The sequence below is a fragment of the Tessaracoccus sp. OH4464_COT-324 genome (genome assembly GCF_003932855.1).
Taxonomy (GTDB): Bacteria; Actinomycetota; Actinomycetes; order Propionibacteriales; family Propionibacteriaceae; genus Arachnia.
In genome coordinates, this window is the sequence record NZ_RQYZ01000001.1 from 61081 (window position 1) to 73936 (window position 12856).

The 12856-nt window shown below is 69.0% G+C and carries 15 protein-coding genes; 9 read left to right on the forward strand and 6 right to left on the reverse strand.

Features of this window, described 5'->3' with window-relative positions:
• Positions 1–16 precede the first annotated feature (16 nt).
• On the forward strand, positions 17–769 hold the full coding sequence (locus EII42_RS00265) for a YwiC-like family protein (RefSeq protein WP_125170107.1): 753 nt from the start codon (positions 17–19) through the stop codon (positions 767–769).
• Here the strand turns inward: EII42_RS00265 and EII42_RS00270 are convergent.
• Genes EII42_RS00270 through EII42_RS00280 form a run of 3 tightly spaced genes read right to left on the reverse strand, consistent with a single transcriptional unit; the run spans position 766 to position 2601 of the window.
• The gene (locus EII42_RS00270) at positions 766–1545 is read right to left on the reverse strand and encodes a putative RNA methyltransferase (protein WP_125170108.1); all 780 of its coding nucleotides are present in this window, start codon (positions 1543–1545) and stop codon (positions 766–768) included. The genes EII42_RS00265 and EII42_RS00270 overlap by 4 nt on opposite strands.
• Complete coding sequence (locus EII42_RS00275; protein WP_125170109.1) at positions 1542–2300, reverse strand: SURF1 family protein; 759 nt, start codon at positions 2298–2300, stop codon at positions 1542–1544. The genes EII42_RS00270 and EII42_RS00275 overlap by 4 nt, the downstream gene beginning before the upstream one ends.
• A complete protein-coding gene (locus EII42_RS00280) occupies positions 2293–2601 on the reverse strand; it encodes a DUF3099 domain-containing protein (protein WP_199729751.1) in 309 nt (102 codons plus the stop codon). Before EII42_RS00280 ends, EII42_RS00275 begins: the two co-directional genes overlap by 8 nt.
• Before the next feature lie 87 nt (positions 2602–2688).
• On the opposite strand from EII42_RS00280, the gene EII42_RS00285 reads away from it, so the two are divergent.
• The 4 genes from EII42_RS00285 to EII42_RS00300 all read left to right on the forward strand — a co-directional run bounded on the left by EII42_RS00285 (position 2689) and on the right by EII42_RS00300 (position 6586).
• Positions 2689–3396 (forward strand): beta-ketoacyl-ACP reductase, encoded by a 708-nt coding sequence (locus tag EII42_RS00285; protein WP_125170111.1) that lies wholly within the window; start codon positions 2689–2691, stop codon positions 3394–3396.
• 13 nt (positions 3397–3409) lie between these two features.
• A complete protein-coding gene (gene fabI, locus EII42_RS00290) occupies positions 3410–4183 on the forward strand; it encodes an enoyl-ACP reductase FabI (protein WP_125170112.1) in 774 nt (257 codons plus the stop codon).
• Positions 4184–4484: 301 nt separating this feature from the next.
• On the forward strand, positions 4485–5267 hold the full coding sequence (locus EII42_RS00295) for an ABC transporter ATP-binding protein (RefSeq protein ID WP_125170113.1): 783 nt from the start codon (positions 4485–4487) through the stop codon (positions 5265–5267).
• Positions 5264–6586, forward strand: a complete 1323-nt coding sequence (locus EII42_RS00300; protein WP_125170114.1) for a class I adenylate-forming enzyme family protein — start codon at positions 5264–5266, stop codon at positions 6584–6586. The genes EII42_RS00295 and EII42_RS00300 overlap by 4 nt, the downstream gene beginning before the upstream one ends.
• A gap of 20 nt (positions 6587–6606) precedes the next feature.
• Here EII42_RS00300 and EII42_RS00305 read toward each other — a convergent pair whose 3' ends face one another.
• On the reverse strand, positions 6607–7554 hold the full coding sequence (locus EII42_RS00305; protein ID WP_199729752.1) for a bile acid:sodium symporter family protein: 948 nt from the start codon (positions 7552–7554) through the stop codon (positions 6607–6609).
• A 23-nt stretch (positions 7555–7577) separates the two neighbouring features.
• Entirely contained in the window at positions 7578–8207 is a 630-nt protein-coding gene (def, locus tag EII42_RS00310) for a peptide deformylase (protein ID WP_370318072.1), read from the reverse strand.
• Positions 8208–8240: 33 nt separating this feature from the next.
• On the opposite strand from def, the gene EII42_RS00315 reads away from it, so the two are divergent.
• On the forward strand, positions 8241–9131 hold the full coding sequence (locus EII42_RS00315) for a tyrosine recombinase XerC (protein WP_125170116.1): 891 nt from the start codon (positions 8241–8243) through the stop codon (positions 9129–9131).
• On the opposite strand, the gene EII42_RS00320 is transcribed toward EII42_RS00315, so the two are convergent.
• Positions 9132–10052: a peptidoglycan DD-metalloendopeptidase family protein gene (locus EII42_RS00320; RefSeq protein WP_125170117.1), complete on the reverse strand. Its 921-nt coding sequence runs from the start codon at positions 10050–10052 to the stop codon at positions 9132–9134.
• A 336-nt stretch (positions 10053–10388) separates the two neighbouring features.
• On the opposite strand from EII42_RS00320, the gene rpsB reads away from it, so the two are divergent.
• The 3 genes from rpsB to pyrH all read left to right on the forward strand — a co-directional run bounded on the left by rpsB (position 10389) and on the right by pyrH (position 12849).
• Positions 10389–11207 (forward strand): 30S ribosomal protein S2, encoded by an 819-nt coding sequence (rpsB, locus tag EII42_RS00325; protein ID WP_125170118.1) that lies wholly within the window; start codon positions 10389–10391, stop codon positions 11205–11207.
• 23 nt (positions 11208–11230) lie between these two features.
• A complete protein-coding gene (gene tsf / locus EII42_RS00330; protein ID WP_125170119.1) occupies positions 11231–12040 on the forward strand; it encodes a translation elongation factor Ts in 810 nt (269 codons plus the stop codon).
• A gap of 95 nt (positions 12041–12135) precedes the next feature.
• Positions 12136–12849, forward strand: a complete 714-nt coding sequence (pyrH, locus tag EII42_RS00335) for a UMP kinase (protein WP_125170120.1) — start codon at positions 12136–12138, stop codon at positions 12847–12849.
• The last annotated feature ends 7 nt before the right edge of the window (positions 12850–12856 follow it).

Genomic DNA, 12856 nt, shown 5'->3' on the forward strand with positions numbered 1-12856 from the left:
AGGTTAGGAGGTAGGTGTGCGGCACTGGATTCCGCAGCAGCACGGCGCATGGGCGATGGTGATCGTGCCCTTCCTGATCGGGCTGCTCCGTGCTCTGTCGGCCGGCGCAACCGGGTGGGGCCACCTGACGCTGGGCCTGTTTTGGCTGCTCGGCTACTTCTCCTTCCACGCGGCCTCCGGCTGGCTGAAGTCGTCGGCCAGGCAGAAACCCAAGTACCTTCGGCCCCTGATCGTCTACGGCGGCGTCTCCGCGCTCCTCGGCCTCGCGACGCTGGCTCTCGCAGGGCTGCGGATCTTGCCCTGGGCGGGCGCGTTTCTGCCGCTGGTGCTGCCCGCGCTGTGGTTGGCCGCGAAGCGCAAGGAGCGGGCCACCGTCGGCGGCCTGCTGACGGTGATCGCGGCTGCGCTCATGCTGCCGGTGGCCCGCTACCTGTACCCGTCGTCGTGGGCCGACTGGCCGAACATTCTGGCGGAAACCGGGCTCGTCTTCGGCTACTTCTTCGGCACGGTCCTGTTCGTTAAGACCAACATCCGTGAGCGGGGCTCGCGCGCCTTCTTGATGGCGTCAATCGGGTGGCACGCGCTGCTGCTCGCCGCGGCCGCGGCAGCCGGCTGGTTGGGGCTGGTCTCATGGGGCTGGACCGGCATCGCTGCGGTGGTGCTGCTGCGCGCCGTCGTCCTGCCACCGATGAGGCTGAGGCCCAAGACAATCGGTTTTCTGGAGATCGTGGTTTGTGTGGGGATAGCTGTGCTCGCCCTCACTGGCTAGGCCCTGCCGACGATCACCGATACGTCTGCCTGGGTGAGCAGCCCGTCGGTGGAGCCCCGGCCGTGGAAGGCGTTCGGTCCCATACCCACCAGGTCGGCGGCGGCCGCGGCCGTGAGCTCCAGCGGGAAGCGGATGCGGCGCACTCTGGCCCGGCCAAGCTGCTGCTCGACATCTGCGGCCTTGCCCGCCGGGATGGTCAGCAGGCCGTTGGCTGCGCGCAGCTCGGCCAGGTGTCCCTCGTTGGGCACCACGACGACGACCTGCCCCGAGCGGGCCAGCAGCCGGCGGAACTCTGCGTAGTTGCGCGGCGCGAACACGCACAGCACGGCGTCGAACGCGTGCGAACCCAGCGGCAGCCCGGCCCACGTGTCGGCGACGATGGCCGCCGCCAGCGGGTGCGCGCGAGCCGCGCGGCGACACGCGGGGACGGAGACGTCGGTGGCCAGCCCCAGGCCGCCATCCAGGCGGGTCAGTGTGTGTGCCAGGTAGTAGCCCGTCCCGGCACCTACCTCGACGATGGTGTGGCTCGGCGCGACCGCCTCGGCGACCGCCTCCGCGATGGGGAGATACCAGCCAGCACCCAGCCAGCGTTCGCGCGCCGCGACCATCTCCGCTGTGTCCGCGTTCCTGGGCGAATGCCTGCCCAGCAGATTCACGTAGCCCTGCCTCGCCAAGTCAAACGAGTGCCGCTCGGCGCAGCACAGCGTGCGCTCCCTCAGCCGCAGCTCGCGCCCGCACAGCGGGCAACGCAGCAGGCGGACGGCCTCCTCCCTCACGTGGCTTTCGCCTCGTCGGCTCGCCGCTGCGCCCGCCGCTTGGCCTTCTTATAGTCGCGGATGTCTGCGCGGATGAGCACCACTACGCCGATCACCGCGATCGCGGTGAACGAGAACCACTGCCAGGCATAGCTCAGGTGCGGGCCCTCGTCGAGCGGCGGCAGCGCGATGGGCTGCAGCGACGGGTGGTCCGCCGGGGTCGACCCGGTGGCTGCGATGTAGCCGTTCACCAACTCCAGACCCAGGGCCGCGCCGACGGAGTCGGAGTTGATCAGGCGAACGATGTTCTCGTGAGGCGTGATCGCTTCAGCGGGTCCGCGCTCGTTGCGCTTCACGTAGCCGACCACTTCCACGCGCCCGGTGGGCGCTTCCGGCGGATCGGCCTCGGGCCGACCCTGTATCCGCGGCACGAAGCCGCGATCCACGAGCACGAGGCGGCCGTCGTCGGCCCGCAGCACGCTGACCACTTCGGAGCCGGCGCCGCCTTGGTTGCGGTAGCGCACGTGCAGGGTGTCACCCGTGTACTCACCGCTGGCTTTGACCACCTGCCACTGGTCGTCGTCGGTCATTTCGCGGGTCATCACGGCGGAGTAGTCGACCGCGTCTTGCTTGCTGTGTTCCACCACCTGTGCGTTGGTGTGGCGGCGCTCGTCCAACCGACGCAACTGCCACTCGCCCAGCTGGATGAACACGAACGCCAGCACCGCGATCAGCGCCACCAGGATGCTCCAGCGGATGAGCATGCGCTTAGTCATCGGTCACCTCTCCTCGGATCACCTCGCCGCCGGGCAGGGCCAGCAACGCGGGCTCCGGCTCCTCGTGCACCTGCGGTGGCCGGTGGTCTTCGCCGTTGGCCAGCACCACCGCTATCGCGGGCAGGCCGGCGGCGAACACCAATGCGACGATCTTCCACCAGCCCGGTACCACCAGGAACAGTAGGAAGCATGCCGTGCGCACACTCATGGTGATCGTGTAGCGCTTCTGCCGCTCCTCCACGTCGAGGCTGCGGCCACGCGAGGACGCGGTGGTGATCACGTGCCTCTCCTCGCCAGCCATGCCCATCACCCTACTCCAGATTTCGGCGGCGAACACTGTTGGAAAGCCACAGGCGCATCGGCTGGCGCCTGAGGTAGGTTTCGAACCATGGCTAAGCGAGTTGTACTCATCACCGGGGGATCGAAGGGCATCGGGCGGGCGATGGCGGAGGCGTTCAGGGACGCCGGTTACGCCGTCGCCGCCACCTATCGGAGCGGGGATGTGCCCGACGGGGTGCTCGGTGTGCGCGCGGATATCACCGATCAGGCCGAGGTCGAGGAAGCCTTCAAAAAGGTTGAGGCCGAGCTGGGGGCGGTCGAGGTGCTGATCGCGAACGCGGGCATCACCAAGGACACGCTGCTGATGCGAATGTCCGACGACGACTGGCAGCAGGTCATCGACACCAACCTGACCGGAACGTTCCGGGTGGTCCGCCGCGCCTCGCGTGCGATGATGCGCGCGCGGTTCGGGCGCATCGTCCTCGTGTCGTCGGTGGTGGGGTTGATGGGCAACCCCGGTCAGGTCAACTATGCCGCGTCGAAGGCCGCCCTGGTGGGTATGGCCCGCAGCGTTACCCGGGAGCTCGGCTCCCGGGGCGTCACCTGCAACGTGATCGCCCCCGGCTTCATCGCGACGGACATGACCGCGGTGCTGGATCCGGAGGTGGTGCAGGGCTACGAGGCGAAGATCCCCGCAGGCCGGCTGGGGGAGGTAGCCGACGTGGCGCACGCCGCGCTGTTCCTCGCCAGCGACGCGGCTGGTTACGTCTCGGGTGCGGTCATCCCGGTCGACGGCGGCCTCGGCATGGGGCACTAGGTTAGGGAGAATCATGGGAATACTTGACGGAAAGAACGTTCTGGTCACCGGGGTGACCCTGGACACGTCGATCGCCTACCGGGTGGCGGACATCGCCATTCAGGAGGGGGCAAACGTCGTCGTCTCCGCCGCGGGCCGCGCCCTGCGCCTCGCGAAGCGGGTGGCGGGTCGGCTCGACCCCGCACCGCCGGTGATCGAGTTGGACGTCACCGACCGGGAGCATCTCGCTGCCCTGCCCCAGCAGCTGGGGGAGCACTTCGGCGGGCGCCTGGACGGGATCGTGCACTCCATCGCGTTCGCCAACCCGACCACCGCGCTGGGTGGCGCCTTCCTGGACACCGAGTGGGACGACGTGGCCACCGCCTTGCACGTCTCCGCCTACTCCCTGAAGTCGCTCGCCGTGGCGGCCCGCCCGATGCTGGGCTCCGGCAGCAGCATCGTCGGGCTCACCTTCGATGCGACGGTTTCCTGGCCGGCCTACGACTGGATGGGGGTGGCGAAGGCAGCGCTGGAGTCGACGTCGCGCTACCTGGCGCGCTATCTCGGGCCTGCCGGGATTCGCTCCAACATCGTCGCGGCCGGTCCGATCGACACGATCGCGAAGCAGGCCATCCCGGGGGCGAGCGCCTTCAACGACGTCTGGGCCGAGCGCGCGCCGCTGGGTTGGGACGCCAAGGACGCGGTGCCCACGGCGAAGGCGGTCGTCGCGCTGCTCAGCGACTGGTTCCCGGCGACCACCGGCGAGCTGGTGCACGTCGACGGCGGCCTGCACTCGACGGGAGCCTAGGCTTGGGCGGCCGGGGGCCGACGGCAGCCGGCTGCTCGGGGCCTGCCCTTGGCCGGGCCGCGGCTTCGTCCGGCGTGGCGGGTTTAGTCCGGGCCGCAGGCCCGGTTGGTGTTCCGTCGCGGCCGGCGGGCGCGCGTCGGTTGGCCCAATCGATGCCTGCGCGGGGCTGCGGTGAGTGACCTCGCCGTGCCAGTGAACCCATGGGGCGTGTCCCGGGATTGTTCCTCGGCCGCCGGACACGGGCACCAACACTGGCCGGATTCGCGAGCCACCTGTGCGGTCACCGAGTAGGGTTGGGCCCATGAGGGCGGTTGCGGAATTGGCGGCGGTGACGGTCACGCGCGGACGGTCGGTGCTGTTGGACAACATTGAGTTGCGCATCAATGAGGATGAACGCTGGGTGGTCATCGGGCCGAACGGGGCGGGTAAGACGACGATGCTGCAGCTGCTTGCCGCGCAGTCCCACCCCACCTCCGGAATCGTGGCACTGCTGGGCGAGCTGGTGGGCACCGTCGACGTGTTCGAGTTGCGCCCGCGCATCGGGCTGACCTCATCGGCGTTGGCGGAACGGGTCCCGAAGGGGGAGAAAGTTCGCGACCTGGTCGTTTCTGCCGCATATGCGGTGGTCGGCCGCTGGAATGAGAGCTACGACGAGGCGGACTTCGCCCGGGCCGAGGAACTGCTCGCGCAGTTCCGCATCGCCGAGTTCGGAGAGCGCACCTTCGGCACGCTCTCCACCGGGGAGCAGAAGCGGGTGCAGATCGCGCGCGCGCTCATGACGGATCCGGAGTTACTGCTGCTCGACGAGCCTGCCAGCGGCCTGGACATAGCCGGGCGCGAAGACCTGGTGCGCGCGCTCTCCCAGCTGTTCCGCGACCCGGCCGCGCCCGCCACCGTCCTGGTGACCCACCACCTGGAGGAGATACCCGACGGCGTGACGCACTGCATGCTGCTCAGCCGGGGGCGCATCGTCGCGGCCGGCCCCATCCGGGAGACCCTGAACTCGGAGAACCTGAGCGCGGCCTTCGGCACCGCCCTGCAAGTCAACTTCGACGGCCGCTGGAGCGCGCGCGGTATCGAATGATTCAACAGCTGCTGGACCGGCTGGCCGACCGGCCAGAAGAGCACGTTTTCCTGGGGGCGGATCGCATCACCCGGGAAGAGTTCGCCGACCTGGTGTGGCGCTACGCGGGCGGGCTGCGCAAGCGGGGGGCGCGCAGCGTGGTCATGCTGGCCCCGCCGGGGCCCGCGTCGCTGGCGTTCCTGCTCGCCGCGCTCGGCACCGGCACCCGTCTAGACTTCGTCCCGCGCGAGGGCGGCACCGACCTGGTGCGCGCACGGCTGGAATCCGCGGGCAGCGGCTTCGTCGTCGCTGGGGCCGGCCTGCGGTTCGCGTTGAAGGGCCCGCACTGGATCCGCAGCCCGCTCGGGCTGCCCCACTACACGCTGTGGCCGGAGATCGTGGGTATTGACGACATCGGCGCCGCGCAGCAGCGACGCTTCGGGGTGGCCGACGAGCAGGCGGCGGCGCTGCTCTTCACCGGCGGCACGGTGAGCGCCCCCGCCGGGGTGGTGCACACCGTCGGGTCGCTGTCGGCCGTGCTGACTCAGCTGGTGGGGTTGGCGGATGGCGCGGCGGGCGCACCCGCCGTCGCCGACGGCTTCGGCGGCATGTTGGCCGCTCTCGCCCTGGGGCAGCCGATTGTGCGGCCGGCTCGGCCGGCTCGGCTCGCCCGACAGCTCGCCAGGCTCGCCCCAGCCAACGTCTTCCTGCACCGCCATCGGTGGCCGGCAGGGGCGGCCGCCGGAGATTTCCGGGCGATCAGCTTCGGCCCGGCCACGCCGGAGCTCGTGACTCGGCTTCGCGGGTTGGGGGCGGGGCGGCTCTGGGCGCTGTTCGGTACCGCAGAGGCCCCGCTGATCGCCGCCGACGATGGGTCGGGCCACCCGGACAGCGTCGGGCGGCTGCTCGACGGGGTCAGCGCACGGCTCGCCGACGGCCAGCTCTGGGTGAGCGGCGACGGTGTCGCCCCCCGACTGGTGGACGGGGAATGGGTGGGGGAGCAGGCCACGGGTGATCTGGTCAGTCTGAGCGGCGACGAGGTGCGCCTGACCGGCAGCCGGACGGGCCGAATCCTGAGCCGGGGGCGGTTTTGGTACCCGGAGCTGTACGAGCCGACGCTCGCGCCCGACGGGGGTGTCGCCCTGGTGGGGGTGTCGGCGGCCTGCGACGAGCGGCTCGTGGCTCTCGTGGCGGACGCGGGCGACGTCCGCCGGGTGGCGCGGGCCGCCCGGCGGATCGGGTTGCCGCTGCAGGGCGTGGTGGTGGGCGAGATCCCGCTTTGCGGCACCGGAATCGACCGCGCTGCGGCGCGGGCCCTGGCCGCGCGGCTGCTGGGCTAGGCGCTGTTGGGAAAGGCGGCCTAGGCCTCGGCGGCCGCCAGGCGTGCGGCGATCACCGAGCTGGTGAGGATCTGCGCCTGGTGGTAGATCATCAGCGGCACGACGAGCAGCCCCACCGTCGCGGATGGGAAGAGGACGGCGGCGATCGGGACACCGGTGACCAGCGATTTCTTGGTGCCACAGAACATGATCGCGATGCGGTCTGCGCGGGGGAAACCGAGCCGGCCGGACACGGTCCAGGTGAACCACAGCATGAATGCGAGCAGCGGGAGCGTGAAGCTCAAGGTCACCAGCAGGTCGCGCCAGTCCAGTTGGCGCCACATCCCGGAGGCGAACATCTCGGAGAAGGCCCCGTAGACGATGAGCACGATCACCGCCTGATCGAGCAGCTTCAGCTGCCTGCGGTGCGCTGCGGTGAACTCGCCGAGGACCGGGCGGGCGAGCTGGCCGGCCAGAAACGGCAGCAGCAGTTTCACGAAAACATCTGTCGCGATCTCCCAGGAGAAGCCGCCGCCCGTCGCGGGTAGCAGGGCGAACACCAACATGGGGGTGAGCACGACGCCGAGCACATTCGACGCGGTGGCGGAGATCATGGCGGCGGGCACGTTGCCGCCGGCCACCGAGGTCATGTTGATCGAGGACTGGACGGTGGAGGGCGCCAGACACAGGTAGACCAGGCCCGCGGCTACGGGCGGCGAGACCAGCCCGTCGGGCAGTAGCAGCATCGGCAGCCCCAGCAGCGGAAACAGCACGAAGGTGCACGCCAGAATCGTCAGATGCAGGCGCCAGTGCTTGACGCCCGCGATCGTCTCCTCTGTGCTGAGCCGGGCACCGTAGCCGAAGAACAACACGAAGACGGCCGCGACGGTGAACCAGCTGTAGAACTCGGCGGCCTGCCCTCTGATGGGCAGCACGACGGCCAGAACAATCGTGCCCAGGATGGTGAGGGTCAGCCGGTCAATCTTCACACCGGCGAGGCTAGCAGCCTGGCTCAGGCGTTCCCCGGGGGAGTGGCGGCGATGTTCTTCGGGCTCACCGGCCAGTCCTCGGGGTAGCGCCAGTTGAGGGACTCCACCTCGCGATCCAGCTGGCGTCGCGCCCGCTGCGAGAGCCGATCGCCGAAGACCATCCCGTTCAGGTGGTCGGTCTCGTGCTGCAGGCAGCGGGCTAGCAGACCGGTGCCGATCACCTCGATCTCGTTGCCGTTCTCGTCCTGCCCGACGCAACGGGCGTGGTCCGGGCGGGAGACGGTGGCGTATCCACCGGGATAGGACAGGCAGCCCTCCTCCGAGGAGTCGAGCACCCGATGTTTCGCGTCCGGCAGGTACACCTTTGGATTGCACACGACGCCGCGGCGCACGTCCAGGTTGGCGTCGGGGCATTCGTAGATGAATACCGCCAGGTCCACGCCCACCTGGGTGGCGGCGAGGCCCACGCCCTCGGCGGCGGCCATGGTGGCGAACATGTCGCGGATCAGGGTGTGTAGTTCGTCGTCGAACTTCTCCACCGTCCTAGTCTTGGCGTGCATCACTGGGGTACCCCAGCGGGTGATCGGAAGAACTTTGCCGCCGGTGGTGAGATCCATCACTAATGTCCTTTGAGATATGTCGTGTCCCTGCACCCGACATTATGCCTTGCTTGTAACCTCGCTGCCATGAACGCCTGGGAAGGGTTGATCGCGGAGTACGACAAGCACCTGGAGCTTGACCGGGGGCTCTCGGCGAACACGCGGCGCGCCTACGCGTCGGATCTGGCCCAGCTTGCGCAAGCCCACCCGGATCCGAGGAACATCACCCTCGCACAACTCAGGAACTGGCTCGCGGCCGGGGCCAACGCAGGCCAGGCGCCGTCGACGGCGCAACGCCGGGTGGCCTGCGTGCGCGGCTTCTTCTCCTGGGCGGTGCGCGAGGGGCTGCTCCGGGATAATCCAGCCGCCCGAATCCAGTCCCCGAAGCAGCCTCGCAGGTTGCCCAGGGTGATCTCCGCAGGCGAGATCTCCGACGCGTTGGCCGGGGCGGCGGCGCGGGCCCTCGAAGGTGACGATCCGCTCGCGGTGCGGGACTGGGCGCTGGTGGAGTTGCTGTACTCCAGCGGGTTGCGCGTGAACGAGGTGGTAACCCTGGGGAGGCGGGATCTCGACGAGGAATCGGCGGCGGTGCGGGTGCTCGGCAAGGGAGCGAAGGAACGAACGGTCCCCGTCGGGGTGCCCGCGCTGCGGGCGGTGCGGGCCTGGCTGGCCCGCAGGGGTGAGGTGGCGCGCCCGGACAGCCCAGATCGGCTCTTCCTGGGGGCGCGCGGTGGGGCACTCAACGTGCGCGTCGCCCGTCGGATCGTGCACGAGATCACCGGGGCGGAGCCGATGAGCGAGATCTCCCCGCATGGCCTGCGTCACGCGATGGCTACGCACCTGCTCGACGGTGGGGCGGACCTGCGCAGCGTCCAGGAGATGCTTGGCCACGCCTCGGTGGCCACCACCCAGGTGTACACGCACGTCAGTTCGGCGCGCCTGCGCGAGGCCTTCCGGCAGGCGCACCCGCGGGCCTGATCAGGGGCCGCGCAGCAACGGGAGGGGATCGACGAGCCGCCCGCCGCGCCAGGCCATCCAATGCAGGTGACAGCCGGTGGAATACCCGGTGTTGCCCACGACGCCGATGCGCCCGCCCGCTTCTACCCGCTGCCCGACGCCCACCTCGAAGCCCGGCAGATGAGCGTAGGCGGTGACCAGACCGCCGCCGTGATCAACGTGCACGCGGTAACCGTAGCCGCGGGTCACGTCGCGGTTCACCACGGTGCCGGCCCAGGGGGAGCTGATCGGGGTCCCGCAGGCGGCGCCGAAGTCGGTGCCGTCGTGCAGCTTGAACCGCCCAGTGACCGGGTGCAGGCGCATGCCGAAGGGGGAGGTGACCCGCCCCGGCACGGGTGCGCGGCCCGGCAGGGGCGGTTGGCCGGGCTCGACGGGAACCCGGGCGGCCGGTAAGTCGGCGCGAATCAGGGGAGCGGAACCCATCGGCACCAGCCGCACCCGACGTGCGGCCAGGTAGCTCAGCGGATCGAAGTAGTTGCTGCCGTCGGTGAGCCCCCAATGTAGGCAACCCTCCGGGCAATGCCCGGGCAGCAGGCGGCCGATCACGTCTCCCTTAGCGACCACATCGCCCTTGCGCACCGTGGGCTGCACGGGGGTGTAGGTGGTGCGGACTCCATCGCCGTGATCGATGGAGACCGACCATCGGCCGGCCACGGCCCCGGCGAAGTGGATCCGGCCCTCGGCCGCGGCACGCACCTCCGCGCCGACCTCGGCCGCGAGGTCGACCCCACGATGACCGGGAGAATACGGCGTCGGACCCAGCTGAAAGTCCCGCAGCACCCGGCCGGGCACCGGCGGCTCCAGCACGAGCCCGTCCGCGCGCGCCAGCGCGGGCAGCACCAGCAGCGCCGCGATCAGCAGCCAGCGAAACACTCTTCTCATGACCCAATGGGAGTCCGCCTCCTGCCGCGATTCGCCAATCGGTGGGGCGGCTGTGGAGAACTGGCCGCTCGAGGCCCTCGGTCGAGCGGTGTGGCGTCCACCCGTCGGGGTCCCAGCGGGCCGGGCGCTGGTTGGTTTCCGGAAGCGAGTACGGATAGAATCCTTGGCGCACCCTCGGCGAGGGTGACTTCGCATGCGCTCAGAGCCATCGGCTCCGGCCGCGCCCCGTGGTTCCGCCTAGCGGATGGGAGTGGCCGGGCGCATCAGGACCAAACCACTGTGGGCTCGCGCCCACCCGACCAGGCCGCACCAACGTCGGCCGCGAAAGGAACGGCCATGGCCGTCGTAACCACTCGTCAGCTGCTCGACAACGGTGTCCACTTCGGACACCAGACCCGCCGCTGGAACCCGAAGATGAAGCGGTTCATCTTCACCGAGCGTAACAGCATCTACATCATCGACCTTCAGCTGTCGCTGACCTACATCGACAAGGCTTACAAGTTCGTCAAGTCCACCGTGGCCCGCGGCGGGCAGGTGCTCTTCGTCGGCACCAAGAAGCAGGCGCAGGAAGCGATCGCGGAGCAGGCCACCCGCGTCGGCATGCCCTACATCAACCAGCGTTGGCTGGGCGGCATGCTCACCAACTTCCCCACCGTCGCCAAGCGCGTGGCTCGCCTGAAGGAACTCGAGGGCATGGACTTCGGCGACGTGGCCGCATCCGGCCTCACCAAGAAGGAACTGCTGCAGCTGGAGCGCGAGAAGAACAAGCTCGCCAAGACCCTCGGCGGTATCCGGGACATGGCCAAGGTGCCGCAGGCCGTCTGGGTCGTGGACACCAAGAAGGAACACCTCGCCGTCGACGAGGCGCGCAAGCTGAACATCCCCGTCGTGGGCATCCTCGACACCAACTGCGATCCCGACGAGGTGGACTACGCGATCCCGGGCAACGACGACGCGATCCGCTCCGTCGGTCTGCTGACCCGCATCATCGCCGACGCCGTGGCCGAGGGCCTCATCGAGCGCTCGCAGGGCAGGGGCGGCGAGGCCGTCGAGGCTGAGCCCATGCCCGACTGGGAGCGCGAGCTGCTGGGCGCCGCCGAGGAAGAGACCCCCGTCGCCGAGCAGGCCGAAGAGGCCGCCGAAGAGTCCAAGTAATCACCCACCAGAACGGAACATCAATGGCAATCACCGCCGCAGACGTAAAGAAGCTCCGCGAACTCACCGGCGCGGGCATGATGGACGCCAAGAAAGCCCTCACTGAGGCCGAAGGCGACTTCGATCAGGCTGTGGAGATCCTCCGCGTGCATGGCCTCGCCAAGATGGCCAAGCGCGCGGACCGCGAGGCCACCAACGGCATCGTTGCGGGCTCCAACGGCGTGCTCGTGCAGTTCGCGGCCGAAACCGACTTCGTCGCCAAGAACGCTGAGTTCGTCGCACTCGGCGACCAGATCGTCGAGGCCGTGCGCGCCGCTGGCGCCACCGACGTGGCCTCCGCGAACGCTGCCGACCTGGACGGCAAGACCGTCGAGGAGGCGGTGAAGGAGCTCGGCGCGAAGACCGGCGAGAACCTGCAGCTTGGCAACGTCGCGAACTTCGACGGCACCACTCACTTGTACCTGCACCGCCGCGCCTCCGACCTGCCCCCGCAGGTGGGCGTGCTCGTCGAGTACACCGGTGGTGACGAGACTCTGGCGCACCAGGTGGCCATGCAGATCGCCGCCATGCGTCCGCAGTTCATCAACCGCGAGGAGGTGCCGGAGGATGTGGTCGCCAACGAGCGGCGCATCGCCGAGGCCACCGCGCGTGAGGAGGGCAAGCCGGAAGCCGCGCTGCCGAAGATCACCGAGGGCCGACTGAACGGCTTCTTCAAGGACGTCTGCCTCGTGGACCAGATGGCTGTGTGGGAGGACAAGAAGTCCGTCGGCGCCGTCCTCAGCGCCCAGGGCATGACCGTGACCCGTTTCGTGCGCTTCGCGGTCGAGGGCTGATCGTTCGCCAGCTCTCCAAACGAACCAAAACACAGTAAAGTGGCGTGCGCCGCGTAGGGGATCCTCGCGGCGCACAGCCATATCAGGAGGGTCACATGGGTAGGAAGTTTCAGCGGGTGCTGATCAAGCTCTCCGGCGAGGTGTTCGGTGGCGGCAAGCTGGGCGTCGACCCGGAGGTGGTGTCGCAGATCGCCAAGGAGATCGCCGACGTGGTGCGCTCCGGCACGCAGGTGGCGGTCGTCGTGGGCGGTGGAAACTACTTCCGTGGCGCCGAACTCAGCGAAAGCGGCATGGCTCGGGATCGCGCCGACTACATGGGGATGCTGGGCACCGTCATGAACTGCCTGGCCCTGCAGGACTTCTGCGAGAAGGAAGGCATCGACACCCGGGTGCAGAGCGCTATCACGATGGGTCAGGTGGCGGAGTCGTACATCCCTCGGCGCGCTGAGCGCCACCTAGAGAAGGGCCGCATGGTCATCTTCGGCGCCGGTTCGGGGATGCCGTATTTCTCCACCGACACCGTTGCCGCGCAGCGCGCTCTGGAAATCGGCGCCGAAGTCCTGCTGATGGGCAAGCAGGGAGTGGACGGCGTCTACGATTCCGACCCGCGCACCAATCCAGAAGCGAAGAAGTACGACCACCTCACCTACGACGAGTTCCTCGCCCAGGATCTCAAGGTTGCCGATGCGACGGCGATTGCCCTGGCCCGCGACAATGATCTGGATCTGATTTTCTTCAACCTCTCCAAGCCCGGCAACATTGCCCGCGTCGTCGCGGGCGACGAAATCGGTACCTCCGTCTCCCGCTAATCAAACA